This is a genomic window from Sulfitobacter sp. JL08 (assembly GCF_003352045.1).
Taxonomy (GTDB): domain Bacteria; phylum Pseudomonadota; class Alphaproteobacteria; order Rhodobacterales; family Rhodobacteraceae; genus JL08.
The window spans coordinates 4,272,009-4,295,673 of record NZ_CP025815.1; the positions used below are offsets into that span (position 1 = coordinate 4,272,009).

The 23,665-nt window shown below is 56.7% G+C and carries 25 protein-coding genes; 9 read left to right on the forward strand and 16 right to left on the reverse strand.

From position 1 onward, the window contains the following. Positions 1–37 precede the first annotated feature (37 nt). Entirely contained in the window at positions 38–436 is a 399-nt protein-coding gene (locus C1J05_RS20950; RefSeq protein WP_254684668.1) for a DUF1801 domain-containing protein, read from the forward strand. On the opposite strand, the gene rnr is transcribed toward C1J05_RS20950, so the two are convergent. From rnr to dapE, 3 genes are read right to left on the reverse strand one after another with little or no spacing between them, the layout of a single operon-like run. Further along, positions 433–2,685, reverse strand: coding sequence for a ribonuclease R (gene rnr, locus C1J05_RS20955; protein WP_114871964.1), 2,253 nt, complete (start codon positions 2,683–2,685; stop codon positions 433–435). The two genes, C1J05_RS20950 and rnr, sit on opposite strands and share 4 nt — an antisense overlap. A gap of 12 nt (positions 2,686–2,697) precedes the next feature. Further along, entirely contained in the window at positions 2,698–3,303 is a 606-nt protein-coding gene (locus C1J05_RS20960; protein WP_114871965.1) for a TIGR04282 family arsenosugar biosynthesis glycosyltransferase, read from the reverse strand. A 49-nt stretch (positions 3,304–3,352) separates the two neighbouring features. Continuing rightward, positions 3,353–4,498 carry a succinyl-diaminopimelate desuccinylase gene (dapE, locus tag C1J05_RS20965; RefSeq protein WP_114871966.1) on the reverse strand — a complete coding sequence of 382 codons (1,146 nt, stop codon included), beginning with the start codon at positions 4,496–4,498 and terminating at the stop codon, positions 3,353–3,355. A 281-nt stretch (positions 4,499–4,779) separates the two neighbouring features. On the opposite strand from dapE, the gene C1J05_RS20970 reads away from it, so the two are divergent. From C1J05_RS20970 to C1J05_RS20980, 3 genes are read left to right on the forward strand one after another with little or no spacing between them, the layout of a single operon-like run. Then, positions 4,780–6,381, forward strand: a complete 1,602-nt coding sequence (locus C1J05_RS20970) for a Hint domain-containing protein (RefSeq protein WP_114871967.1) — start codon at positions 4,780–4,782, stop codon at positions 6,379–6,381. A 4-nt stretch (positions 6,382–6,385) separates the two neighbouring features. Continuing rightward, the gene (locus C1J05_RS20975; RefSeq protein WP_114871968.1) at positions 6,386–7,474 is read left to right on the forward strand and encodes a Hint domain-containing protein; all 1,089 of its coding nucleotides are present in this window, start codon (positions 6,386–6,388) and stop codon (positions 7,472–7,474) included. Between the two features lie 45 nt (positions 7,475–7,519). Then, complete coding sequence (locus C1J05_RS20980) at positions 7,520–8,575, forward strand: transporter substrate-binding domain-containing protein (RefSeq protein WP_114871969.1); 1,056 nt, start codon at positions 7,520–7,522, stop codon at positions 8,573–8,575. A gap of 15 nt (positions 8,576–8,590) precedes the next feature. On the opposite strand, the gene C1J05_RS20985 is transcribed toward C1J05_RS20980, so the two are convergent. Both C1J05_RS20985 and dapD read right to left on the reverse strand, forming a co-directional pair. Further along, positions 8,591–8,917, reverse strand: coding sequence for a hypothetical protein (locus C1J05_RS20985; RefSeq protein WP_114871970.1), 327 nt, complete (start codon positions 8,915–8,917; stop codon positions 8,591–8,593). Positions 8,918–8,960: 43 nt separating this feature from the next. After that, positions 8,961–9,788, reverse strand: a complete 828-nt coding sequence (gene dapD, locus C1J05_RS20990) for a 2,3,4,5-tetrahydropyridine-2,6-dicarboxylate N-succinyltransferase (RefSeq protein WP_114871971.1) — start codon at positions 9,786–9,788, stop codon at positions 8,961–8,963. Between the two features lie 122 nt (positions 9,789–9,910). On the opposite strand from dapD, the gene C1J05_RS20995 reads away from it, so the two are divergent. Then, positions 9,911–10,753, forward strand: coding sequence for a TIGR00730 family Rossman fold protein (locus C1J05_RS20995; protein ID WP_114871972.1), 843 nt, complete (start codon positions 9,911–9,913; stop codon positions 10,751–10,753). A gap of 6 nt (positions 10,754–10,759) precedes the next feature. Here the strand turns inward: C1J05_RS20995 and C1J05_RS21000 are convergent, their stop codons facing one another. The 4 genes from C1J05_RS21000 to C1J05_RS21015 form a co-directional block, all read right to left on the reverse strand. Then, positions 10,760–10,972 carry a hypothetical protein gene (locus tag C1J05_RS21000; RefSeq protein WP_254684669.1) on the reverse strand — a complete coding sequence of 71 codons (213 nt, stop codon included), beginning with the start codon at positions 10,970–10,972 and terminating at the stop codon, positions 10,760–10,762. A gap of 98 nt (positions 10,973–11,070) precedes the next feature. Beyond that, positions 11,071–11,823: a DsbA family protein gene (locus C1J05_RS21005; RefSeq protein WP_114871973.1), complete on the reverse strand. Its 753-nt coding sequence runs from the start codon at positions 11,821–11,823 to the stop codon at positions 11,071–11,073. A 3-nt stretch (positions 11,824–11,826) separates the two neighbouring features. Beyond that, positions 11,827–13,005 (reverse strand): 23S rRNA (adenine(2503)-C(2))-methyltransferase RlmN, encoded by a 1,179-nt coding sequence (gene rlmN / locus C1J05_RS21010; RefSeq protein WP_114871974.1) that lies wholly within the window; start codon positions 13,003–13,005, stop codon positions 11,827–11,829. A 125-nt stretch (positions 13,006–13,130) separates the two neighbouring features. Beyond that, positions 13,131–13,661 (reverse strand): invasion associated locus B family protein, encoded by a 531-nt coding sequence (locus C1J05_RS21015; RefSeq protein ID WP_114871975.1) that lies wholly within the window; start codon positions 13,659–13,661, stop codon positions 13,131–13,133. 173 nt (positions 13,662–13,834) lie between these two features. Between C1J05_RS21015 and C1J05_RS21020 the strand changes: the two genes are divergently transcribed. Then, positions 13,835–14,842 carry an asparaginase gene (locus C1J05_RS21020; RefSeq protein ID WP_254684670.1) on the forward strand — a complete coding sequence of 336 codons (1,008 nt, stop codon included), beginning with the start codon at positions 13,835–13,837 and terminating at the stop codon, positions 14,840–14,842. Positions 14,843–14,845: 3 nt separating this feature from the next. Here C1J05_RS21020 and C1J05_RS21025 read toward each other — a convergent pair whose 3' ends face one another. The 4 genes from C1J05_RS21025 to serB are packed head-to-tail and all read right to left on the reverse strand — an operon-like array spanning position 14,846 to position 16,869. Then, a complete protein-coding gene (locus C1J05_RS21025) occupies positions 14,846–15,160 on the reverse strand; it encodes a YciI family protein (protein ID WP_114871976.1) in 315 nt (104 codons plus the stop codon). Between the two features lie 27 nt (positions 15,161–15,187). Then, the gene (locus C1J05_RS21030; protein ID WP_114871977.1) at positions 15,188–15,616 is read right to left on the reverse strand and encodes an SRPBCC family protein; all 429 of its coding nucleotides are present in this window, start codon (positions 15,614–15,616) and stop codon (positions 15,188–15,190) included. Continuing rightward, positions 15,609–15,941, reverse strand: coding sequence for an ArsR/SmtB family transcription factor (locus tag C1J05_RS21035; protein WP_114871978.1), 333 nt, complete (start codon positions 15,939–15,941; stop codon positions 15,609–15,611). The genes C1J05_RS21030 and C1J05_RS21035 overlap by 8 nt, the downstream gene beginning before the upstream one ends. Positions 15,942–15,978: 37 nt before the next feature. Further along, positions 15,979–16,869 (reverse strand): phosphoserine phosphatase SerB, encoded by an 891-nt coding sequence (serB, locus tag C1J05_RS21040; protein ID WP_114872503.1) that lies wholly within the window; start codon positions 16,867–16,869, stop codon positions 15,979–15,981. Positions 16,870–17,020: 151 nt separating this feature from the next. Between serB and C1J05_RS21045 the strand changes: the two genes are divergently transcribed. From C1J05_RS21045 to C1J05_RS21055, 3 genes are all read left to right on the forward strand, one after another. Beyond that, positions 17,021–18,175 carry a phosphoserine transaminase gene (locus C1J05_RS21045; RefSeq protein WP_114871979.1) on the forward strand — a complete coding sequence of 385 codons (1,155 nt, stop codon included), beginning with the start codon at positions 17,021–17,023 and terminating at the stop codon, positions 18,173–18,175. A gap of 86 nt (positions 18,176–18,261) precedes the next feature. Continuing rightward, on the forward strand, positions 18,262–19,857 hold the full coding sequence (serA, locus tag C1J05_RS21050) for a phosphoglycerate dehydrogenase (protein ID WP_114871980.1): 1,596 nt from the start codon (positions 18,262–18,264) through the stop codon (positions 19,855–19,857). Between the two features lie 91 nt (positions 19,858–19,948). Then, positions 19,949–20,677: a metallophosphoesterase family protein gene (locus C1J05_RS21055; protein ID WP_114871981.1), complete on the forward strand. Its 729-nt coding sequence runs from the start codon at positions 19,949–19,951 to the stop codon at positions 20,675–20,677. 18 nt (positions 20,678–20,695) lie between these two features. Here C1J05_RS21055 and tdh read toward each other — a convergent pair whose 3' ends face one another. The 3 genes from tdh to C1J05_RS21070 all read right to left on the reverse strand — a co-directional run bounded on the left by tdh (position 20,696) and on the right by C1J05_RS21070 (position 23,573). Next, entirely contained in the window at positions 20,696–21,733 is a 1,038-nt protein-coding gene (gene tdh / locus C1J05_RS21060; protein ID WP_114871982.1) for an L-threonine 3-dehydrogenase, read from the reverse strand. Beyond that, positions 21,730–22,917 (reverse strand): glycine C-acetyltransferase, encoded by a 1,188-nt coding sequence (locus C1J05_RS21065; RefSeq protein ID WP_114871983.1) that lies wholly within the window; start codon positions 22,915–22,917, stop codon positions 21,730–21,732. Before C1J05_RS21065 ends, tdh begins: the two co-directional genes overlap by 4 nt. Positions 22,918–23,006: 89 nt before the next feature. Then, positions 23,007–23,573 carry a helix-turn-helix domain-containing protein gene (locus C1J05_RS21070; protein WP_114871984.1) on the reverse strand — a complete coding sequence of 189 codons (567 nt, stop codon included), beginning with the start codon at positions 23,571–23,573 and terminating at the stop codon, positions 23,007–23,009. Between the last annotated feature and the right edge of the window lie 92 nt (positions 23,574–23,665).

Below are 23,665 nucleotides of genomic sequence, written 5' to 3' on the forward strand. Positions count from 1 at the left end.
CTTTTGCCGTTCATGTGCAACAGTGGTGGCGCGTCCCGTGACCCAACCGTTTTCAACAGACGCAGTTGCAGCAGCATTTCAATCCATGCCCGAAAGCGCCGTGGCCGGTCTGATGGAATTGCGCGCTTTGATCTTCAAGACGGCTGCACGCCTGCCCGAAGTCGGCCCGATAGAAGAAACGCTGAAATGGGGCCAGCCCGCCTATCTGACGCCGGTTACAAAATCAGGCTCTACCCTGCGTCTTGGTGTGCCAAAGTCGGCCAGCTTTGCACTATTCGCGCATTGCCAGACCGATATCATTTCGGGGTTCGCGGCAACGTTTCCCGGGCTTGACCGGATTGTTGGCAATCGCGCGGTGCTTTTTGACGCTGTTCACCAGATTGATCCTGCCCGGCACGGGCTGTTGATCCGGCACGCGCTGACCTACCACCTTTAGCGGCGCGACCGCGTCAGCTTGCGCTTTGTCTTGTCGCTTTTGCGTTTGGCCTTGCTGATCTTGCGGCGGGGTGAACGACCTGCGGGGGAAACCCCTTTCGGCAGTGCTTTTCCATCAAGCGTCAGCAGTTCCAGACCGATTCCACCGGTCACAGGGGCGGCTTCGGTCAGGCGTACAGTGGCGCGTTGCCCTATGCTGATCGTCAATCCGGTATCCGACCCCATCAATGTGCCGTTCTTGGCATCGAAATGAAAAAACTCGCGCCCCAAGGAACGGATCGGCACAAGCCCGTCAGCACCTGTTTCATCCAGTTTCACAAAAGCGCCGAACCGCGCAATCCCGCTGATGCGTCCGGTAAATTCGTTACCCACGCGCTCAGACAGATAGGATGCAAGATAGCGATCATTGGTATCCCGCTCCGCCATCATCGACCGGCGTTCGGTATCCGAAATATGTGCAGCGGTGGCATCCAGTCGTTCAATGTCATCCGGTGTCAGGCCATCATCACCCCACTTGTGCGCACTGATCAAAGCGCGATGCACAATCAGGTCGGCATAGCGCCGGATGGGTGACGTAAAATGTGCGTAATGTTGCAATGCCAGACCAAAATGGCCGAAATTTGCAGGGCTGTAATAGGCCTGCGCCATCGAACGCAGGGTCGAAAGATTGATCAGTTCGGCTTCTTCTGTTCCCGCAGCATCATTCAGCAGCCGGTTCAGGTGGCTGGTTTTCAGGACCTGACCCTTGGCCAGATTGAAACCTGCCGCTTGCGCCGTATCGCGCAGGCTTTCAAGTTTTTCGGGTGTCGGTTCTTCGTGTACCCTGAACAGCAGCGGCGATTTTTTTGCGATCAGGGTTTCTGCTGCGGCGACATTGGCCAGCACCATGAATTCTTCGATCAGTTTGTGCGCATCAAGACGTGCGCGGAATTGAACTGACTTGACGGTGCCGTCCTCGCCCAGCTCAACTTTGCGTTCCGGCAGTTCAAGATCCAGTGGTTGGCGCAGTTTCCGGGCATTGTCCAACGCGTGGTAGGCGGCAAATAGCGGTTTCAGAACCGTATCAAGCAATGGCGCGGTTTTTTCGTTCGGGGTTCCGTCAATGGCGTTCTGGACTTCCTGATAATTCAGCGACGCGGGCGACCGCATCAATCCCCGCACGAAACGATGGCTCAGTTTGCGCCCGTGTGCATCCAGAACCATCCGAACGGCCACGCAAGGGCGCGGGACACCTTCGTGCAGCGAACACAAATCGCCCGACAAACGGTCTGGCAGCATCGGAACAACGCGGTCCGGAAAATAGCTGGAATTGCCGCGCTTTCGCGCCTCGCGGTCCAGCGCCGATCCTGATGTGACATAGGCGGCAACATCTGCAATCGCCACCCAGACAATATAACCACCCGGGTTCTTGGGGTCGTCATCAGCCTGCGCAAAACAAGCATCGTCATGATCGCGCGCGTCGGATGGATCAATGGTGATCAGCGGCAAATCCCGCAAGTCCTGTCGCCCGTTCAAACCTTGCGGTTTGGCAGCATCCGCTTCGGCAATCACTTCGTCCGGAAAATCATCGGGGATTCCGTGCTGATGGATTGCAATCAGCGACACTGCGCGCGGCGCGGAAGGATCGCCCAACCGTTCGACAATGCGGGCGCGCGGCAGCCCCAACCTGTCCTTGGGGCCCGATTGTTCAGCTTCGACCAGTTCACCGTCCTTGGCGCCGTTGGTCGCGCCGTCAGGGACAACCCATTCGCTTTCGCGGCCTTTATCGATGGGCAGGATCCGCCCGCCTTCCGCTTTCTTGCGAAACACGCCCAGTATTCTTTTGGGGTTGCTTCCGATCCGGCGGATCAAACGGGCTTCGTAATTGTGGTCTTCTTCCTGCACGTGGGTCAGACGGGCCAGAATGCGATCACCTTCGCCCAGCGCCGGATCGGATGCCCGCAACACCATCAATACGATGGGTTCGACGCCCTCACCGTGCCATTCCAGAGGGCGTGCAAACAAATCTCCGTCAGCATCAGGGGCAAGAACCTGCAAAACACTTACCGGGGGCAGACGATCAGGATCGCGATAGGTCTTTTTTCTTTTTTCCAGATGCCCTTCGGCTTCCAGTTCTTTCAGCACCCGTTTCAGATCAATTCGGGCAGCGCCCTTGATCCCGAATGCCTTGGCGATATCGCGCTTGGCGGTCAGGGTCGGATTGTTGGAAATCCATTCCAGAATCTCGGGTTTTGTGGGGATACGAGCCATGCTGCTTGCGTATCACGGCCTAATCGCGCCGTCATGCGCAAAACACGCCAGATCGGCCATTGTGTCGACGTCCCGCAAGACATCTATTTTGCTAACGCGCGCATCTTTCAATCCTGTCAGGCTGTCAGACAAGGCGTGTTCAGTGGACCAGCGCACATTGGCAAACAAGGCTGGCGGAACAGGGGCGGGCCGTTTCAGACCAACAAGCCAGAACCCGCCATCAGTGGCCGGCCCAAAGACAGCATCGTGATTGCCAAGCGCGCGAAATGCGGCATTGATATGCTGGCGCCGAATGCCGGGAATGTCGGCACCGATAATGCAAACGGGGCCTTTTTGCGCGCTGCGAAATATGTGACGCATCCGGTCGCCCAAATCGCCCGCGCCCTGCGCCAGACGCGGCAGGTGCGCCGGCCAGACCCGGCTGGCCAATCCAGCCCTATCAGGTGTGACCGCTAAAACGATATCCCATCTTGGGTCCGCAACCGACCGCAACAAGAACGCAACCTGATGGCGAAACCACCATGCGGCCCTTGTCATCCCTATCTCGTGCCCCAGCCGCGTTTTCACGCGCCCCGGGCGCGGTTCCTTGACCATGACAACCAGAGTTTTTCGCCGCATTGCTTACTGTCCAGATGCCGAACGACAGCGCGTTTGAAAGGCGCGTGCTTTAGCCAAAATAATCCTTCAAAATCCGGGTGTAGATCGATTTCAGCTGATGGATTTGCGCCACCTCGGCCCGTTCATCGACCTGGTGCATGGTTTTTCCGACAAGGCCAAATTCAACAACAGGACAGTGATCCTTGACAAACCGGGCGTCCGACGTGCCGCCGGTGGTGGACAAGACCGGCGTGATACCTGTTTCCGACGCGACTGCCCCGGAAACGAGGTCCGACAATTCGCCCGGCGGCGTAATAAAGCTTTCGCCCGAAACCTTGACCATCGTGTCGATCGTCACGCCGAATTCCTGCGCAACCTTTTCGGCTTCCTGCAACAACCAGTCGGTTATGCCTTGTCCTGTATGGCTATCATTAAAGCGCACGTTGACGGTTGATCGTGTCGACGCGGGAATAACGTTCGTTGCCGGGTTTCCGGTGTCGATTGTGACTACGGCCAGCGTGGACGGGTCGAAATGCTGTGTTCCGGTGTCCAGCGTGTGGCTTGACAGGCGATCCATCAGCCTGGCCATAGCCGGCAATGGATTGTTGGCGCGATGGGGATATGCCGAATGGCCCTGTTCACCGGTCACGGTGAAAAATGCCGTCAGGGAACCGCGGCGTCCGATCTTGATCATTTCGCCCAATACATCCGGACAGGTCGGTTCGCCGACCAGACACACCGTCATCTGTTCTGCGGATGATTTCATGTAGTCCAGCAAGGCAGTCGTGCCGTCGATGGCCGCGCCTTCCTCGTCGCCGGTTATGGTCAGAATGATCGCGCCGTCCGGCGGTGTGTTTCGAACGAAATCCATCGCCGCCGCTGCAAAGGCCGCGACGCCTGATTTCATATCTGTCGCGCCCCTGCCATACATGAACCCGTCTTTGATCTCACCGCCAAAAGGCGCCATCGACCAGGCGGCCTCATCACCCAGTGGAACGACATCGGTGTGGCCGTTGAAGCCAAAAGTGCGGGCATGACCACGTGGACCCCAGCGGGCAAACAGGTTGCTGACGTCACCGCGATCTGCGCGCGTGCATTCGAAACCGGCCTCGCTCAGAACGCTTTCAAGCAACACCAGCGCGCCACCTTCAACGGGTGTTACAGATGGGCACCGGATCAGTTTTGCGGTCAGGTCGGCAGCGTCTGTATCTGTCATGGATATCCTCTTTCTTCCAACGCCGTGGGTAAATCCGTAACGCGCATGATGCAATTGTGGCCAAAATGGCGCGTGCAATCACACCTGATGGTCAACAAGCCCTTAACAGAGCGGGAATCTTCGTGCTAGGATTCTGGCAATAATATGACCCGAGGCAGGGCAATCAGCAGTTAGGCCGAAACAAGCCGTTGAAAACACAGTTGTTTTCTATTCGAAACCACGGGGAAGAAACCCTGTGCTGATGCGTGTGCTGTCTCTTGTTGGTTCGAGTAGGGGCAGACATGGCAACGGCGACAGAGCTTTCGATCAATGAATCGGCGTCTGCCCTGCAAATGGCGCAAGCTATTTTTGGCACGGGCGTAACGATCATCACCGCGTCGGTACCGGGTGGCGATGCCCCTGATTATGATGGCGACAACCGGTCTTCGGGTATCTTTACCGGCGGGAACACGACGTCACCGGGTGTTACGCCGGGCGATAGTGGCGTGATCCTGTCCACCGGTCGCGTGCGTGATTTTACGAATTCTAATGGGTCTTCAAACACCAACGTGCGCGGCAATACGTCAACCAATACCAGCGGCGACAACAACGACCCGCTGTTCAACGCCGCGGCCGGCGCCAATACGTTTGATGCGGCTTATCTGGATGTTGATTTCATTCCCACAGGCAGCGTGATGACGATGCAGTTTGTGTTTGCGTCCGAAGAATACCCGGAATTCCAGAATTCGGTATATCAGGATTTCGTTGGCGTATGGGTCAACGGCGCACAGGTAGAACTGTCACTGGGCAACGGTGATGCCGACCCGGGCAATGTCAATTCCAACAGCAACGCCAACCTGTACCAAGACAATACAGGCGATCAGTTCAACACGGAAATGGACGGTTTCACCGTTACCATGACCCTGAAAATGAACGTGGTGCCGAACCAGATCAATTCGATCCGCATCGGTATCGCCGATGTGTCGGACAACAGCTACGATTCCAATCTTCTGATCGCGGGCAACAGCATCCAGACCGACATTATCGCGCAGGATGACAGCACCAATCTGTTTCCGACAGGGACGCGAACGCTGGACGTGCTGGCCAACGATATCGACAATGGCAGCACGCTGACGATAACCGAGATCAACGGCCAACCTGTCGGTGTGGGTGACACCGTGACGCTGACGTCCGGGCAAACAGTGTCTCTGAATGCGGACGGCACTCTGGAAATTGTGGGTGACGGCGATACCGAAGACTTCGCGTTTACCTACAAAGCCGACAGCGGAACCAATTCTGATATTGCTTTTGTCAATGTCAGTTCAATCCCGTGCTTTGTGGCCGGCACTTTGATCCTGACACCGGACGGTGAGGTACCGGTAGAATCCCTTGCGCCCGGCGCGCTGGTTGTAACCCATGACAACGGGCATCAGCCGGTACGGTGGGTCGGTCAGCGCACCGTCGACTCCGAAGGCGCGTTTGCCCCCATTCACATAAGGGCGAATACCTTTGGAACGCACAAGGATTTGCTGGTGTCTCCGCAACACCGGGTTCTGATCCGTGACAGTCTGGCCGAACTTCTGTTCGGAGATGCCGAGGTGCTGGTTGCTGCCAAGGATCTGGTCAACGACTACTCTGTGCGCCCCCGAACCGGCGGAACAGTCACGTACGTGCACATCCTGTTCGATGAACATCAAGTGGTCTTTTCCGAAGGATTACCAACGGAAAGCTTTCTACCGGGGCCACAGACCACGAAAAGTTTTGAACGGGATATTGTAGAAGAAATCTGTGCCCTGTTCCCCGAGATTGACCCCGAAACCGGCTCTGGATACAGCGCGGCCGCGCGCCGCACGCTGCGCCAGTTCGAAGCGCAGGTTCTGATGTCCAGACAGAAGGCGGCGTAAGACGATGGCGTGGCTGGCACTTGCAGATCATGACGGTCAGGAATTCACGCTGACCGGTCTTGGCACCGCTGATGGGCCAAAGGCTGGAATTGAACCGGATGGGTTGTTGGCAAGGGGAACCCTGCTGATCGAAACACGGCTTTCGCCGGATGGCAGACCACAGGATCTGTTTGCATTCAGGGGGCGGGATGGCTGGCTGACAGCGCTGACGCTCAAGGCCATTCCCGGCGGCGGGCTGACCCTCGTGATCGCACAGAACGGGGAAATCACCCATGCGACGATCCTGCAAAACAGCGCGGTGCGCACGGATGTTGTGCGCGTAACCTATGCATGGGATGCGCCGAAACGCTGGGCACGGCTCGCAATTGAACGACCGGAAGGTATTGATGTTCACATGGTCAGCGTGGCGAACCCGAAACCGCTTCCGCTTGCGGATTTGCACGATCTGTTTCTTGCACATCACCAGCGCTATATTTCCGAAGACGTGGTGTTTTTCGCGCTGTCAGACCAGATTGAACCAATCGGTCCGATGCCAACACTCACCCGATCCGCGCCGATTGAAACATCCAAAGGACATGTGCGTGCCGGCAACCTGAAGCGCGGTGATCTTGTTCGGACAGAGCAGACAGGCCTTGTGCCGGTGCTGCATACCGTAAAACGCACCGTGCCCGCACGGGGAAGTTTCGCGCCCATCCGCCTGCGCGCGCCCTATTTCGGGCTTCAGCAGGATATCATCGTGGCCCCGGACCAACGGTTGGTGATCCGCGGATCAGAGGTGGAATACCTTTTTGGTCGTGAAGCGGTTCTTGTACCCGCGCGGCATCTTGTGAACGGTACGGTTGCCTTGCCACAGCAGTTTTCCCAAACAATAACCTACACACAAGTGATCCTGCCAAAACACGAAGCCATGATGCTTGCGGGTGCATCAGCCGAAAGCCTTTATATCGGGCGCTTGCGTCGTAAGCCGGATGAGCTGAAGGCCAGTGTGCTTGCAAACGTGAACCGCAATGATTTGCCTGAACACGGACAGGCCGCATTTCCGGTTCTACGATGGTTCGACGCAATTACATTGGCGGAACAACGCGCGGCATAGTTTCGACCGTCTTGATTACGCATCAGCTTTGACGTACGGGGCAATATGCGGTTCATGTTTTTCAAAGTCTTGGCATTTGTTCTGATCTGGCCGTTTTGGGCCTCGGCGCAGTCATTGACAATCAGCACTGTTGAACGGCCACCGTTCTCCATGAACATCGATGGGGCGCAGACCGGCTTTTCCATCGATCTCTGGCAGGCTCTTTCTGAAACCATCGGGCAGGAATTTACCATCACGCGCCATGATCGGTTCTCGGACATGCTCGATTCAGTCCAGAACGGCGAAGCGGATGCCGCGATCGCCAACATTTCGATCACATCCGCGCGCGAAGCCAAAATGGATTTCAGCCACCCGATTTTTGAATCCGGTTTGCAGATCATGACGCAAAAGCAGGCGTCAACAGGCCCGTCCATCTGGCGGGCTGTCGCCTCGGTCGAACTTGTCCTGGCCGTGCTGGCGGCATTTGCCATGTTGTTGGCGGGTGGAATGCTGATGTGGCGGTTTGAACGCCGTGCGCAGCCTTACTTTGATCGCAGCGCATCCGATGCCCTGTTTCCGTCGTTCTGGTGGGCGCTGAACCTTGTCGTGAACGGCGGGTTCGAAGAACGGGTGCCGCGAACGGTTTTCGGCCGGTTGTTTGGCGTTCTTCTGGTGATTTCCTCGCTTTTCATCGTGTCGATTTTCGTGGCCCACATCACGTCGGCCATGACGGTCGAGGCCATCAACGGGTCGGTGAATTCGTTTAATGATCTTTATGGCAAGCAGGTCGGCACAATCGAAAATTCGACGTCGGCCAGTTTCATGGAACGGCGCGATCTGGACTATGTTGCGTTTACAACGCTTGATTATCTGCTGGCCGCCTTTGAAGCGCAGGAACTGGACGCCGTTGTTTTCGATGCGCCTGTTCTGGCCTATTATATCGCGACTGAAACAAACTCTGTCGGCGAACTGGCCGGTGCGGTGTTCATGCGGGAAAACTACGGCATTGCCCTGCCATCCGGCAGTGCGCTGGTCGAAGATGTGAATCAGGCGCTTTTGACCCTGCGGGAAAACGGTGAATATGAAGAAATTTACCGCAAATGGTTCGGTAAAAGCCCCTAAGGGGCGCTTGTCCAACTAGTCAAAAAATGGCGTGACTTGCGCAATGATCACGGCGTTTTCGTCCAGCGCGCGTTGCATCAGTTGCCGCTCATCCTCATCAATGTCATGCCCTTCGGCCTCTCGCTCTGACAAAGTGCCATAGCCGGTGACATCCAGTGGCGCTGTATCCGCTTGTTTCAGAATGGCGACAGTTTCGCGAACAGCTTCCGCCTCGTCTATGCCGGATGCAAAACACATGAGTGCGGCACCTGTCGCCTTATCCGGAAGGCCATCGCCTTCTTTGCGGCCGATCTGCACGACAAGAGTGTAAACCTGCTGCCGGCTTGGTTTCTTATCGCCCATTTTCTACTCCTGTCGGTCGCGGCTGTGGCGCAACCGGTATATTCTAGTCGCGCAGCAATTCGTTGATACCGGTTTTTGACCGTGTCCGCGCATCTACTCTTTTGACGATAACCGCGCAGTACAGATTGATCCCGTTTTTCGACGGCATAGACCCTGCGACCACTACGGAATAGGGCGGCACCTCGCCATAAGTGACGGTGCCGGTTTCGCGATCTACGATCTTGGTGGACTGCCCGATAAACACACCCATGCCCAGAACCGATCCTTCGCGCACAATACACCCTTCGACAACTTCGGATCGTGCGCCAATGAAACAGTTGTCTTCGATGATGGTTGGTCCGGCCTGCATCGGCTCAAGTACACCACCAATGCCCACGCCGCCCGACAAATGCACGTTCTTGCCGATCTGGGCGCATGACCCCACTGTGGCCCATGTGTCCACCATTGTACCGCTGTCCACGTAGGCCCCAAGGTTTACAAAGGACGGCATCAACACGACGCCCGGCGCGATATAAGCGCTTTTGCGGACAACGCAGTTCGGAACGGCCCGAAATCCTGCGGCTTTCCATTGGTTGTCGCCCCAGCCTTTGAATTTACTGTCTACCTTGTCCCACCAGCCGCCGGCCTGCGGGCCGCCATCCTGCTGTTCCATGTCCTTGATCCGGAACCCAAGCAACACGGCCTTTTTGGCCCACTGGTTGACGTGCCAGTTGCCGTCTGTCCCGCGTTCGGCGACACGCAACGCGCCGCTGTCCAGGGCGTTCAGCGTGTCTTCGATCGCTTCACGCGTTTCACCGCCTGTTGTCGGCGTAATTGTATCGCGCGCATCCCATGCGGCTTCGATTGCGGTTTCCAGTTGAGCGTTGGACATGGTTAACCCCTTGTTGTGCTGCGAACGGCTTAGACACCATCATGTGAAACCTTGCAATCACACTCTGGGCAATTCACCTCTTTCGCGATAGGTTCTCAGGCTGGAAAACATAGGTGCACAGAATGAAAGAAGACCGCCACAGCCCGTTTCGGGACGCGCATACCGATATTGAAACGGCCGAAGGTATTCCCAATACCCCGCAAACGCGTGCTCCGGCGTACAAACTGGCATTTGCGGATGCCGATTTTCTGTGTCGGGATGAATTGCGCCCGGTCCGCTTGCAACTGGAACTGCTCAAACCCCAGATGATCCTTGATGAACGCGGGATCGAAAGCACAGTTGTACTGTTCGGGGGCGCGCGCATTCCCGAACCTGCGCACAAGGACCGCGCCCGCACCAAAACGCTTGCCGATCTTTCGAAATTCTATGACGAAGCACGCGAATTCGCGCGGTTGATGACGCTGAAATCTGTCCAGAGCTATGGCCGGGAGGATGTGATTGTCACCGGTGGTGGCCCCGGTGTGATGGAAGCCGGAAACCGTGGTGCCATCGACGCAGGCGGCGCATCAATCGGGTTGAACATCGTGCTTCCACACGAACAGGCCCCGAATGAATATGTGACGCCGGATCTGTGCTTTAATTTCCATTATTTTGCGATCCGCAAGATGCACTTTCTCATGCGGGCCAAGGCAATCTGCATTTTTCCGGGCGGATTCGGAACTTTGGACGAAATGTTCGAATCCCTGACGCTGATCCAAACCGGGCGTATGGAGCGCGTGCCGTTTCTGCTGTTTGGCCGCGCATTCTGGGAAAAGATCATCAACTGGGAAGCGCTGGCTGACGCCGGCACGATTTCCGCCGAAGATCTTGATCTGTTCCGTTTTGTGGAAACCGCGACCGAAGCGGTAGACCTCATCGAGAACTGGGAGCCAGCGCCCGCGCGCGACAACCTGCCCGGTCGTTAGGCCAGATCAGGCTGCGGCGGCGTGCGGCACCATGCAAAGCGCGTTTCCGAAGGGCAGTTTGGTAACGATCATGCCCTCGGTGGTGTTTTCGATGCCATATCCATAGCCGGCCAAACGGTGGCGCCATTCGCGGGGCGACAGGGCCTTGGAGCGTTCCTGCGTGACAAGGCTCAGGATTTTTTCGGCTTCGAACGATTCGTTTTTGTTTACCATCGACATAAGGTTTGGTCCTTTGATTACCTTTTACTGGGCACAGCATTGCGGTTCACAATGGCCTTTATCGTCCGCGAACAGGGCAATTCAGGGGCATCCTGCAATCAATTAAGGCAACGAAACGGGCCGTCTTGCGCTTCCAGTGTAATCAACTGATCCAGATTTGTGGGACTGATCGAACCCAGAACCAGTGTCCGGCCAATCACGGTTGCCGGTGTTCCGATCACGCCCAGGGCACTGGCAAGCGCCTTGGATTTACGCAGGCTGCTTGCAACAGGTTCACCGCCGACATCGCGCAGCAGTTTATCGGGGTCCAGATCAAGCTCTTGCGCCATTTGGCGCAAACCAAAAGGACCGGGCGGTAACACCTTGCGCATCAGGTAACGGTGCGCGGCGATGTATTGCCCCTGCTCAGCCGCCGCAAGCGCAGCTTTGGCCGACCTGTCGGAACGGTCCCCGAGCAATGGAAGTTCGTACCAGACCAGCCGGATTGGTGCTCCGCTTTCCTCAAGTCGGATCAATCGTTCGCTTAGCACAAAACAATAGGGGCAGTTGTAATCCGAAAACACGGCAATCGGCAGACCGTCTTCCGGAGTGTGATTTTCGTACAGCGCGGCGCAGGGCGTCTGAAGCAATTCGGCCCGTTCCGCTGCAATCGATGGGTCCGGTGCATCCAGCCCGATCAGGGCAACCGGCCCTGATGAAACCGGCCCCTGATCCAGTTTCCGAAATCCGGGAAACCCGTCCAGCGGTACAAAATCAAAAGACGGAAATGCGCGTCGCCACAATGGCGGTATGCCAAAAACTGCCAGCAGAACCGCAGTGGACCCCAGAATATCCCGTCTGCGCAGCGCCACCGGTCAAAGCCCGGCCTCGGCCTCGATCTGCTTGCGCGATTTGCGTTCCCGTTCGGTGGCGGATTTCAATTGTCCGCAGGCGGCCATGATGTCTTCGCCGCGCGGCGTGCGTACGGGGCTGGCATAGCCCGCCCGATACACGATTTCCGAAAACGCCCGGATCCGGTTGTTCGAGGATCGTTTATAGGGCGCGCCGGGCCATTCGTTGAACGGGATCAGGTTGATCTTGGCAGGAATGCCCTCGATCAGTTTGACCAGACGGTGTGCGTCTTCATCGCTGTCATTCACGCCATGCAGCATGACGTATTCAAACGTGATCCGTTCCGAATTGCTGACCTTGGGATAGGTGCGCAATGCATCCAGCAACTCGGCGATGTTCCAGCGTTTATTGATCGGAACCAGCGTGTCACGCACTTCATCCGTTGTTGCATGAAAGGACACCGCCAACTGGCAGCCGATTTCCTGCGCGGTGCGGGCGATTTCCGGCACCACACCCGAAGTCGACAGTGTAATGCGGCGGCGCGACAGTTGAATGCCTTCGGGATCCATGGCGATTTTCATCGCGTCGCGCACGTTTTCAAAGTTGTAAAGCGGTTCGCCCATGCCCATCAGAACGATGTTGGACAGCAACCGCGCCTCGACATTGGGGCTTTTGCCCGGCTCGGGCCATTCGCCCAGATCATCGCGTGCGATCATCACCTGGCCGATTATTTCCCCGGCAGTCAGGTTGCGCACCAGTTTCTGCGTGCCGGTATGGCAGAACGAACAGGTCAGCGTACACCCGACCTGAGAGCTGATGCACAACGTGCCGCGCCCTTCTTCGGGAATGTACACAACCTCGACCTCGTGACCGCCGGCAATGCGCACCAGATATTTGCGGGTGCCGTCACTGCTGACCTGACGGGTTACCACCTCGGGAACTTCAATAACAAAATGCTGGGCCAGTTCTGAACGATAGGGCTTTGCCAGATTGGTCATCTGGTCAAAATCACGCACGCCCTTTTCGTAAATCCACTGCCAGATCTGGCGCGTGCGCATCCGGGCCTGTTTTTCCGGCGTGCCGTGGGCCACCAGTGTGTCCGCCAATGCCGCGCGGGTCAGCCCGACAAGGTTTATCGGCCCCTCGGGCAGTTTCCGCGGGATCGTATGTACATCCTGTGTGATCGGCGCCTTTACAGACATCGGGACTCTCCGTTTTCAGCAATGTGCCTCTATATAGGGTCAGACTGAAATATCAAAAGAAAACGCGGCATCAGCCGCGTTCATTTTTTGCTAGACTGGTCATAGCTTTTGGTAGCCGGGCTGGATCAGCCCTCGCACCGCTTTTCAGCATCTTCCAGTGCGGCGGTGAAACCCAAAAGCGAAAAGGTGTCCTTGGTCTGGGTGCCTTTTGACGATACGGCCGTGACAACAGCCTGTGCGCCACGCTTCATCGCCGTGATGATTTTCGCGTCATCCGCCGTTGATGCCGGCCATGCCCATTCATCTTCGGTGAACAGTTCGAATTCGGTGCCACCGATATCAAGATTGACCGTGGAACCGGGTTTGAACGGATATCCGCCCGTGAATGTAACCTGGCCCTTCACTTCGGCACCCGGACGATAGAACACGAACAACAGGATATCGCCACGGCGTACAGCAACAATGCGGCCATCGCGCGTATTGACCGTTTCCTTGGGGGATGACACGCCCCAGCATTCCTTTGGGTCGCTTTCTACAAAAACGCTCCAGTCCGTTTTGGCCGCGACGCGGTTTGTGCTTTGCTCTTGCGCCCAGGCACTGCTGCCCAGTACCGCCAAACACAGCCCCGAAATTGCGCCCGCTAACTTAATTCCCATTTGTCCAGCCTCCAGCCGTCCTAATCCTCAACTTCAAACGCGTTTTTGCAGCCTTGTTCCGGCTGTCTGATCGTATCAACCCGTTTTCTTTTCGACAGAAGCACACTAGCCTGAAACCTGCCACAGGCGAAAGCCCGATTGGCAGGAATTCGCGCAACCGTGAGTATAAAATAATGAACAATTCCGCATCCGCACCCGTTCCCATGGTGGAAATCTGGCGCGGTCCTTTTCTGGAAAGTATTCATGCCGGCCACGCCGTGATCTGTGACGAAGCAGGACAGATCGTTCAGGCATGGGGTGATCCCGAAGCCGTCGTGCTGCCGCGCAGTTCCGCCAAGATGATTCAGGGCCTGCCGCTGATCACATCAGGTGCCGCAGATCAGGCCGGTTTGACGACGGAACAACTGGCTTTGGCGTGCGCATCCCACAACGGCGCGGCCATTCACACCGACCGTGTGGCGGCGTGGCTGAAAGACCTTGAACTTGGCGATGACGATTTCCGGTGCGGCCCCCAATGGCCGGATGACAAGCCGGCAAATCACGCCCTGATCAGGGCATATGAAAAGCCGTGTCAGATGCACAACAACTGCTCGGGCAAACATGCGGGGTTTCTGACCCTGTCCCAGCATCTTGGTGCCGGGCCGGATTATGTTGATCCCGATCATCCGGTTCAAACCGCCTGTCTGGAAGCGTTTGAACAAACCACGCAACAGGCCAGTCCGGGTTTCGGGGTAGATGGCTGTTCTGCCCCCAATTTTGCAACAACCCTGCACGGAATGGCCCGCGCGATGGCCTTTTTCGCCTCTGCGCACGAGCGGACCGACACGACAAGTCAGGCCGCTGTAAGATTGTCGCAAGCCATGATGCTGCATCCTGATCTGGTGGCTGGCGAAGGCCGTGCCTGTACGGAACTGATGCGCGCGATGAACGGCAAGGTTGCGATCAAAACCGGTGCCGAAGCGTTCTTTGTGGCCATCATTCCCGAAAAGAAACTGGGTGTCGCGCTAAAGATCGTTGACGGCACCACGCGCGCCAGTGAATGCGCGATTGCATCCATTCTGGTCAAATTGGGTGTGCTGGACGCGGAACACCCCGCGACACGCAAACGGCGTTTTGCCCCGATTCTGAACCGGCGGGGGATCGAAGCGGGTTCAATCAAACCCGCTGCGACTTTACTTTGACGTTTACATTTCGACCACTGGCGCAACTTCGACACTGCCATTACCGCTGCTGACCATCGGGCAGCCTTTGGCCATGGCGACAGCAGCATCAATGTCTTTCGCACGGACAATGGTGAACCCCGAAAGCGGATTTGCGCCGCCATCATCTGCGACCCCTGCGGCACTTACGGTTTTTGACATACCCACGGGATTCCCCGGATTTACGACTGCGTCACCCAGATTTTCGAACCACGCCTGCCACTTGGCCATTTCCTTGGCGCCCTCTTCCGGTGTTTCCGGCATTTTGCCGCCATGATAGGCGAAAATGAAATCTGTCATAATACTCTCCCTTTGTGGTTGCTTTGGTTAATTCAATATCCGGCCAAGCCGTACCAGAGTCGCGCTCCAACCGGCTTCGTGGCGGGTCGCAATCTCGCTGTCGGGCAGCTCCCGGTGATCCACAATCAATCGTGCCCCAGATGCCGTTGGAACGATGGTGAACGTGACATGGCTTTCCTTGCCGCGTTGGTCGGTATCGTCGTGCCAGCCCCACGTGAACCCGACGGATCTGGGTGAATCCACATGGGTGACCTGACCTGACATCTTGAACCGCTGGCCGTTCTGATCCGACATATCAAAAAACCACGGCCCGGTTTTCGAGAAATCGATATGTTCTTTCTGAACAACCATCCCGTCGTGACCCCACCATTGCAAAAGCTGCGCGTGTTCGGTGACCACCCGGAACAGTCGTTCGGCTGTTACCTTGAATTTGCGTTCCAGACGGATATCAGCCATCTTCGTTTTCTCCCTCTGCGGCCAGAAAGGCATCAAGCCGGTCAAGGCCAGCCTCCCAGAATGCCTTGTGGTCCAGTGTCCATCCCGAAATCGCCTGTATGGCTTCGGGCCGCACGGAATAATAGCGTTTGGTTCCCTCGGCGCGTTGCCGGATCACGCCGGCTTCGCGCAGTACTTTCAGGTGTCTTGAAATGGCGGGCGCTGTCATGTCTGCCGTGGCCACCAGCGCACCGGCAGGTTGTTCGCCTTTCTCCATCAATCGGGTAACCAGCGTGAAACGGGTTTCATCCGAAAGGGCTGCAAATATCTTGATCAGGTTCGACATGTACAATAATTAACGTAAATGTTAATTAAATGCAACGTTAATTATTTCGTATGAATTCAGCTTTGCTGTATCCCTGAATGTACAAAAGCGCAGTCAGGTCACCGTGATTGATCCGGACATCACATTGCGCGGCAACCGCTGGCTTGGCATGCAACGCGACCCCGGTTCCGGCCCGTGTCAGCATCCCCAGATCGTTGGCGCCGTCGCCCACCGCCATAACGTCTGTTTCCGGCAATCCCAGCCTGTTCGAAATATCCACCAAAGCATCAACCTTGGCCTGCCGCCCAAGGATCGGCAGGGCGACATGCCCGGTCAGTTTGCCGGCGTCGATCATCAGGGAATTGGCGCGATTTTCGTCAAAGCCCAGATGCCGGGCAACCTGATGCGTAAACGTCGTAAACCCGCCCGAAACAAGTGTCGTGTAAGCGCCATTGGCCTTCATCGTCGCGACAAGTTCGGCCCCGCCCGGCATATACGTTATGCGTGTCGCCAGAACGTGATGGATCACATTTGCGTCCAGCCCAGCCAGCAGACCGACACGTTCAACCAGCGCTGCGTTGAAATCCAGCTCTCCGTTCATCGCCCGCGCGGTGATGTCCGCCACATGCGCACCCACACCCGCCTCGTCTGCCAGTTCGTCAATGCATTCCTGCTGGATCATGGTGCTGTCCATATCGGCCAGCAGCATTTTCTTTTTGCGATTGTCAGCTTGCTGTACCACCAGATCGACGCCCAGCTTTTGCAGATCATCCCAGACCTGCGGGTGATTGTCAGGCATCACCGGAAAGGTGAATTCTGCTGCTTCATCCGCGGCGAGCCACAGGGCACCCCCGCCGCCCCACGCATTGCGCAATGAGTCGACAAGGCTTGGATCCAGTTTCCGGCCTTGGGGCGAGGTAAGGAGTGTGGCAACAAACGGGCCTGCCAAGTTTCCGATCCACTTCAAAAAGGTCGCATTTAATTCATCAAGCGGCGCTATAGCGGCGTTTTGGCGCTTGCACCACCCCGATTGCGCCCGTATTTCCAGCGGTGGGACACCCTTCCCCAACGAAGGGCGCTTATCTGGAAGGATAGCAGAAATGGCTATTAAACAACCGGCATCGCGGCCGGCTAATCCGCGGTTTTCGTCTGGCCCTTGTGCCAAAATCCCTACATTCGAATTGCAAAAACTGTCTGACGCCCCGTTCGGGCGCAGCCATCGTGCCGCAGTTGGCAAGGCCAAATTGCTGGCCGCAATCGAAGAGACCCGCGACCTGCTTGGCATACCTGCCGATTATCGCATCGGTATCGTGCCGGCATCGGATACCGGCGCCTTTGAAATGGCGATGTGGAACCTGTTGGGGGAACGCCCGGTTGAAATGGTCGCATGGGAAAGTTTTGGCGCTGGCTGGGTCACCGATGCTGTCAAACAGTTGAAAATCGACGCGACGGTTCACACAGCCGATTACGGGCGGATCGTGGACATGGCGGCATTGAACTACGATCACGATGTTTGCTTTACCTGGAACGGCACAACCTCGGGCGTGCGGATGCCGAACGGGGATGTTATCCCATCGGATCGCGCAGGTCTGACGCTGTGTGATGCCACGTCGGCCGCGTTCGCGATGGACCTGCCTTGGGATAAACTGGATGTAACCACATTCAGCTGGCAAAAGGTTCTGGGCGGCGAAGGTGCACATGGCATGCTGATCCTGTCGCCCCGCGCGGTCGCCCGGTTGGAAAACTATGCACCGGCCTGGCCATTGCCCAAGATTTTCCGCCTGACAAAAGGCGGCAAACTGATTGATGGCATCTTCAGGGGGGAAACCATCAATACACCGTCGATGATGGCGGTGGAAGATTATCTGGTTGCCCTGGACTGGGCGCGTTCGGTTGGTGGACTGACCGGATTGATCAACCGTGCCAACGCAAACGCCGCCGCGATCGAGGCCTTCGTGAATGCCAATGACTGGATCGCCTATCTGGCAGAAGATCCGGCGACGCGGTCCAATACATCCGTTTGCCTGAAATTCACCGACGCCCGTATCGTTGATGGCGCGGCTTTCGCCAAGGCCGTTGCGAAACGGCTGGATGCCGAAGGTGTCGCCTATGATATCGGGGCCTATCGCGATGCCCCCCCCGGCCTGCGCATCTGGTGTGGCGGAACGGTAGAAACGTCCGACATATCAGCCATGCTGCCTTGGTTGTCCTGGGCATTTGACGCGGAAATAGATGCGCAAATGGAAGCTGCATAACCGAGCAATCCCGGAATCGAACACCATTGGGGTGCGCCACGTTGCGCCCCCCGTTCCCACAATTAATATCATCAAGGAGCGCCGAAATGGCCCCCAAAGTTCTTATTTCTGACAAGCTGTCAGACGCCGCCGTACAAATTTTCCGTGACCGGGGCATCGAAGTGGATTTCATGCCTGATCTGGGCAAGGACAAGGAAAAGCTTGAGGCGATGATCGGCCAGTATGACGGGCTTGCGATCCGGTCCGCTACAAAAGTGACCCAAAAAATACTGGACGCAGCGACCAACCTGAAGGTCATAGGACGCGCCGGGATCGGCGTGGACAATGTCGATCGCGAGGCTGCTTCGAAAAAGGGTGTGATCGTCATGAACACACCTTTCGGCAACATGATCACAACGGCCGAACACGCAATTGCAATGATGTTTGCCGTCGCGCGCCAGATTCCCGAGGCCAGCGCATCGACCCACGCGGGCAAATGGGAGAAATCCAAATTCATGGGCGTAGAGTTGACAGGCAAAACGCTGGGTGTGATCGGCGCGGGCAACATCGGCGGTATCGTCTGTGATCGCGCGCGCGGTCTTAAAATGAAGGTTGTCGCCTATGATCCGTTCCTAAGTCAGGAAAAAGCCGACAAGATGGGCGTTGAAAAGGTGGAACTGGATGATCTGCTGAAGCGCGCTGATTTCATCACCCTGCACGTTCCCTTTACCGATCAGACCGCAAATATCCTGTCTGCCGAGGCTATTGCGAAGATGAAAAAGGGAGTGCGTATCATCAATTGTGCCCGTGGCGGATTGGTGGACGAAGCAGCGCTGGCAGATGCACTGAAATCGGGCCACGTTGCCGGCGCGGCGTTTGATGTGTTCAAAACCGAACCTGCGATTGAAAACCCGTTATTCAATCTGCCCAATGTCGTTTGCACACCGCATCTTGGGGCCGCAACCACCGAAGCGCAGGAAAACGTTGCATTGCAGGTGGCGGAACAAATGTCCGACTATTTGCTGACCGGCGCAGTAACCAACGCGCTGAACATGCCGTCCGTGACTGCGGAAGAGGCCAAAGTGATGGGGCCATGGGTGAAACTGGCCGCGCATCTTGGTGCCTTTATCGGCCAGATGACAGACGAACCGATCAAGGCGATCAACATCCTTTACGACGGATCGGTCGCGGCGATGAACCTGGAGGCGCTGAACTGTTCGGTGATTGCGGGCATTATGAAAAAGGTAAACCCGGATGTGAACATGGTCAGCGCGCCTGTGATTGCGAAAGATCGCGGTATTCAGATCAGTACCACCAATCAGGACAAATCCGGCAGTTTCGATGGCTATATCAAAGTGACGGTCGTCACTGAAAAACGCGAAAGATCAATCGCGGGCACTGTGTTCAGCGATGGAAAGCCGCGCTTTATCCAGATCAAGGGCATCAATATCGACGCCGAAATCGGATCGCATATGCTTTACACCACGAATGAAGACGTTCCCGGAATTATCGGTCTTTTGGGGCAAACCATGGGTGAAAACGGCGTGAACATCGCCAATTTTACCCTGGGTCGATCGGCAGCGGGCGGCGAGGCGATTGCATTGCTTTATGTGGATGCCGCTGTGCCTGCCCCGATCCTCAAGAAGCTGTCGGACACAGGAAAATTCACTCAGGTCAAACCACTGGAGTTTGACGTTGCCTGACTTAGTTTAACCGCCGAAACCCAAAACGTCGCCCTGTCGGGGCGGCGTTATTTGTTTTATGGAACATCCAACACCCCAAAGGAGCGCCGGAATGACAAAACCAGTTTACGCCATCGGCGATATCCACGGCCAGATCGACATGTTGAAGGCCGCGCTGGCTTTGATCGAATCCGATGGCGGGCCTGATGCCAAGGTGGTGTTTCTGGGGGACTATATTGATCGCGGGCCGGACAGTTGTGCCGTCGTGCAGACGCTGATCGAAGGCTACGCACAGGGCCGCAACTGGAGGGCCCTCAAGGGCAACCACGATCGCTATCTGCTGCGGTTCATGAGCGACAAGAATGTGCATGACAGCCGGACCCGGCCTGACTTGATGTGGTTCAACCCGATCCTGGGGGGTGACAAGACAATGCTGTCTTATGGCGTTTACGCAAAGGATGGCGCATCGGTCAGCAATACACATACCGCCGCTTTGTCAGCCGTTCCCCAATCGCATCTTGATTTTCTGAACGATCTTGATCTGACCCACACCCACGACAAGCTGCTGTTTGTTCACGCCGGAATTCGCCCCGGCGTGCCATTGGCCGATCAGGTCGAAGACGATCTGATCTGGATAAGAGAGCCGTTTTTAAGCGATCCGCGGGACCACGGATATCTGATCGTGCATGGCCACACCGCGCTGGATGCGCCGCAGCACTATGGCAACAGGGTCAATCTTGACAGTGGCGCGGGCTTTGGGCGGCCCCTTACCACTGCGGTGTTCGAGGGGCGGGATTGCTGGTTGCTGACACCAAAGGGTCGTATTGCGTTTGGGCCGTGACTGTCGCGCACAACCTGTCTAGGTCCAGTCCAGAACAACCTTGCCACTTTGGCCCGATTTCATCGCGGCAAAGCCCTGTTCGAAATCATCAACCCCAAACCGGTGTGTGATAACGGCTGAAACGTCCAGTCCGTTTTGCAGCATTGCGATCATCTTGTACCACGTTTCGAAAATCTCGCGCCCGTAGACGCCCTTGATGGTGATGGCCTTGAACACGATGCGTGACCAATCCACAGGTGATTTGCCGGGCGGAATGCCCAGTAACGCAATGCGCCCGCCCATCACCAGCGCTTCGACCATCTGATCCAGCGCGCGCTGGTTGCCGGACATTTCCAGACCCACGTCAAACCCTTCGCGCATCTTCAGTTTCGACACTGTTTCGGCCAGTTCCTGTGTCGCCACGTTGACTGTCACAACATCGGCAACCCGCGCGGCCAGATCCAGCCGATCCTGATTGACGTCTGTAATGACCACATGGCGCGCACCCACATGGCGGGCCACTGCCGCGGCCATGATCCCGATCGGGCCTGCCCCGGTCACCAACACATCCTCGCCCACCAGATCAAAGCTGAGCGCGGTGTGAACCGCATTGCCCAACGGATCCAGAATAGCGCCGATATCGTCGGAAATCTCATCGGGCAAGGGCACGACATTGAATGCGGGCAGGCGCAGGTATTCGGCAAACGCCCCCTGTTCATTCACCCCGATTCCGCGTGTTTGCGGATCAAGATGAAACTTGCCAGCGCGACTTTGACGAGAGTTTTTGCCGATCAGATGGCCTTCCCCGCTGCACCGTTGCCCGATGTCCAACCCTTCCACATCACGACCCAGTTCGACGATCTCACCAGCGAATTCGTGGCCGGTGATCAGTGGAACAGGTACGGTTTTCCGGGCCCATTCATCCCAGTTCCAGATGTGGATATCAGTGCCGCAAATCCCGGTTTTCTTGATGCGGATCAGAACATCATCCGGTCCGATCTCGGGAACTGGCGCACGCTGCATCCACAGTCCTTCACGCGGGTGCGCTTTGACCAGCGCTTTCATTTCGTTGCTCATGTCAGAACCCCCACCGCCTTGCCGGCAACTTCGAATGCTGTCAGCGCATGATCCAGATCCGCCCGAGTCAGAGCCGCATTCATCTGCGTTCTGATCCGCGCCTGACCGCGCGGGACCACTGGAAAAAAGAACCCGGAAACATAGACGCCTTCGTCGAACAATCGCGCAGCCATGTCCTGTGCCAACCTTGCTTCACCCAGCATCACTGGCACGATCGGGTGCTGCCCGGGCAACAGATCAAACCCCAGCCGTTCCAGCCCGGCGCGCCAATAGGCTGTGTTTTCGAACAATTGCCGGCGCAAATCTGCCCCGTCTTGCACCAGGTGAATCGCCTCAATCGCTGCGGCTACAATTGCGGGCGGCAACGAATTGGAAAACAGATAGGGCCGCGCCCGTTGGCGCAGCAGATCAATCACAGGCTGCGGGCCTGCGATGTAACCGCCGATAGACCCGCCCAGCGCCTTGCCCAAAGTGCCTGTCAGAATATCGACATCCAGACCGAAGTGATCAGGCGTTCCTGCCCCGCGCGGGCCCATGAACCCTGTTGCGTGGCAATCATCCACCATGACCAGTGCGCCGGATTTCTTTGCAATTGTGGTGATTTCCGGCAGATTGGCCAGTGTTCCATCCATGGAAAACACACCGTCGGTTGCAATCATGATGTGGCGCGCACCATCTGCGCGCGCCTTTTCAAGCTGCGCCCCCAGATCTGCCATATCGTTGTTCCGGTACCGATAGCGTTTTGCCTTGCACAGCCGGATACCGTCAATGATCGACGCGTGGTTCAGGCTGTCGGAAACAACCGCGTCCTCCGGACCCAAAAGCGGTTCGAACAAACCGCCATTGGCATCAAAACATGCTGCAAACAGGATCGTGTCATCCTTGTTCAGAAATCTGGCCAGTGCCTGTTCCAGATCGCGATGGATATCCTGCGTGCCGCAGATGAACCGTACGCTGGCCATCCCGAACCCTTTTGTATCCATCGTGGATTTCGCCGTCTTGATCAGGTCAGGATGATCGGCAAGCCCAAGATAGTTGTTGGCGCAAAGATTGATGACCTGCCGCCCGCCAACCGCGATCTTTCCACCTTGAGGGGACGTGATCAAACGCTCGCGCTTGGTCATGCCGTCAGTTTCAATCTGGGTCAGGCTGTCGCGGATATGGGAAAGAAAGGCATCGGTCATGAAAGGCTCCTTTCGGTCATCCTAACATGACGGAACCGATTCCCAAACGAAAGAATACAGTATCACGGAAAAAATCCGTAATACCGGAATCAGGCGTTCTGGACCAACAAAAACGCACGGGCCGGACCGGTCGGCGCGGTGATCCGGTGGACAACATCTGCCGCGTAATAGGCGGTATCGCCAGCGCCCAGTTCTTCGGTGGCGTCCCCGGATGTCACCACGATATACCCTTCGATCACCGAAATATGTTCGCGCGCACCGCGCGTGTGCGGTTGGCTGTCCAGAACGCCGCCGGGTGCCAGGCGAAGTTCGTAAACCTCATTCCGGCCAGCCTGATCGGGTGGGGACAGGATCAGAATACGGCATCCTTCGCCCATATTGTCGATCGTAGGCACCTGGTCCGCACGCAAGATTTCAATTTGGTCGCTTAGGGGATTCGCATCCAGAAGGCCCGCGAAATCGACCTGCAATGCGCGTGTCAGGTTCCATAATGTTGCGATGGTCGGGCTGCTTTCGCCCCGTTCGATCTGGCTGACCATGGATCGCGACACGCCGGACAGTTTGGCCACCGCGTCCAGCGAAAGGCCTTGTGCGCGCCGCGCTTCTTTCAGGCGGGCGGGCAGTTTCGTCAAGATAGCGTCGCTTTTCTCCGTCATGGCGGAAACTTGGCCGGTTCCACCCGCGCTGTCAACGTCGCCTGATGTGGGTCGAATGTGGCAAAATGCTCAGTTGGCATCTTTGGGCTGAC

What these genes read in the sequence shown, in the direction of transcription:
- rnr (WP_114871964.1), bottom strand. Translation starts at nt 2,685, where the DNA reads ATGGCTCGTATCCCCACAAAACCCGAGATTCTGGAATGGATTTCCAAC.
- C1J05_RS20960 (WP_114871965.1), bottom strand. Translation starts at nt 3,303, where the DNA reads ATGCGGCGAAAAACTCTGGTTGTCATGGTCAAGGAACCGCGCCCGGGG.
- dapE (WP_114871966.1), bottom strand. Translation starts at nt 4,498, where the DNA reads ATGACAGATACAGACGCTGCCGACCTGACCGCAAAACTGATCCGGTGC.
- C1J05_RS20970 (WP_114871967.1), top strand. Translation starts at nt 4,780, where the DNA reads ATGGCAACGGCGACAGAGCTTTCGATCAATGAATCGGCGTCTGCCCTG.
- C1J05_RS20975 (WP_114871968.1), top strand. Translation starts at nt 6,386, where the DNA reads ATGGCGTGGCTGGCACTTGCAGATCATGACGGTCAGGAATTCACGCTG.
- C1J05_RS20980 (WP_114871969.1), top strand. Translation starts at nt 7,520, where the DNA reads ATGCGGTTCATGTTTTTCAAAGTCTTGGCATTTGTTCTGATCTGGCCG.
- C1J05_RS20985 (WP_114871970.1), bottom strand. Translation starts at nt 8,917, where the DNA reads ATGGGCGATAAGAAACCAAGCCGGCAGCAGGTTTACACTCTTGTCGTG.
- dapD (WP_114871971.1), bottom strand. Translation starts at nt 9,788, where the DNA reads ATGTCCAACGCTCAACTGGAAACCGCAATCGAAGCCGCATGGGATGCG.
- C1J05_RS20995 (WP_114871972.1), top strand. Translation starts at nt 9,911, where the DNA reads ATGAAAGAAGACCGCCACAGCCCGTTTCGGGACGCGCATACCGATATT.
- C1J05_RS21000 (WP_254684669.1), bottom strand. Translation starts at nt 10,972, where the DNA reads ATGTCGATGGTAAACAAAAACGAATCGTTCGAAGCCGAAAAAATCCTG.
- rlmN (WP_114871974.1), bottom strand. Translation starts at nt 13,005, where the DNA reads ATGTCTGTAAAGGCGCCGATCACACAGGATGTACATACGATCCCGCGG.
- C1J05_RS21015 (WP_114871975.1), bottom strand. Translation starts at nt 13,661, where the DNA reads ATGGGAATTAAGTTAGCGGGCGCAATTTCGGGGCTGTGTTTGGCGGTA.
- C1J05_RS21020 (WP_254684670.1), top strand. Translation starts at nt 13,835, where the DNA reads ATGAACAATTCCGCATCCGCACCCGTTCCCATGGTGGAAATCTGGCGC.
- C1J05_RS21025 (WP_114871976.1), bottom strand. Translation starts at nt 15,160, where the DNA reads ATGACAGATTTCATTTTCGCCTATCATGGCGGCAAAATGCCGGAAACA.
- C1J05_RS21030 (WP_114871977.1), bottom strand. Translation starts at nt 15,616, where the DNA reads ATGGCTGATATCCGTCTGGAACGCAAATTCAAGGTAACAGCCGAACGA.
- C1J05_RS21035 (WP_114871978.1), bottom strand. Translation starts at nt 15,941, where the DNA reads ATGTCGAACCTGATCAAGATATTTGCAGCCCTTTCGGATGAAACCCGT.
- C1J05_RS21045 (WP_114871979.1), top strand. Translation starts at nt 17,021, where the DNA reads ATGGCTATTAAACAACCGGCATCGCGGCCGGCTAATCCGCGGTTTTCG.
- serA (WP_114871980.1), top strand. Translation starts at nt 18,262, where the DNA reads ATGGCCCCCAAAGTTCTTATTTCTGACAAGCTGTCAGACGCCGCCGTA.
- C1J05_RS21055 (WP_114871981.1), top strand. Translation starts at nt 19,949, where the DNA reads ATGACAAAACCAGTTTACGCCATCGGCGATATCCACGGCCAGATCGAC.
- tdh (WP_114871982.1), bottom strand. Translation starts at nt 21,733, where the DNA reads ATGAGCAACGAAATGAAAGCGCTGGTCAAAGCGCACCCGCGTGAAGGA.
- C1J05_RS21065 (WP_114871983.1), bottom strand. Translation starts at nt 22,917, where the DNA reads ATGACCGATGCCTTTCTTTCCCATATCCGCGACAGCCTGACCCAGATT.
- C1J05_RS21070 (WP_114871984.1), bottom strand. Translation starts at nt 23,573, where the DNA reads ATGACGGAGAAAAGCGACGCTATCTTGACGAAACTGCCCGCCCGCCTG.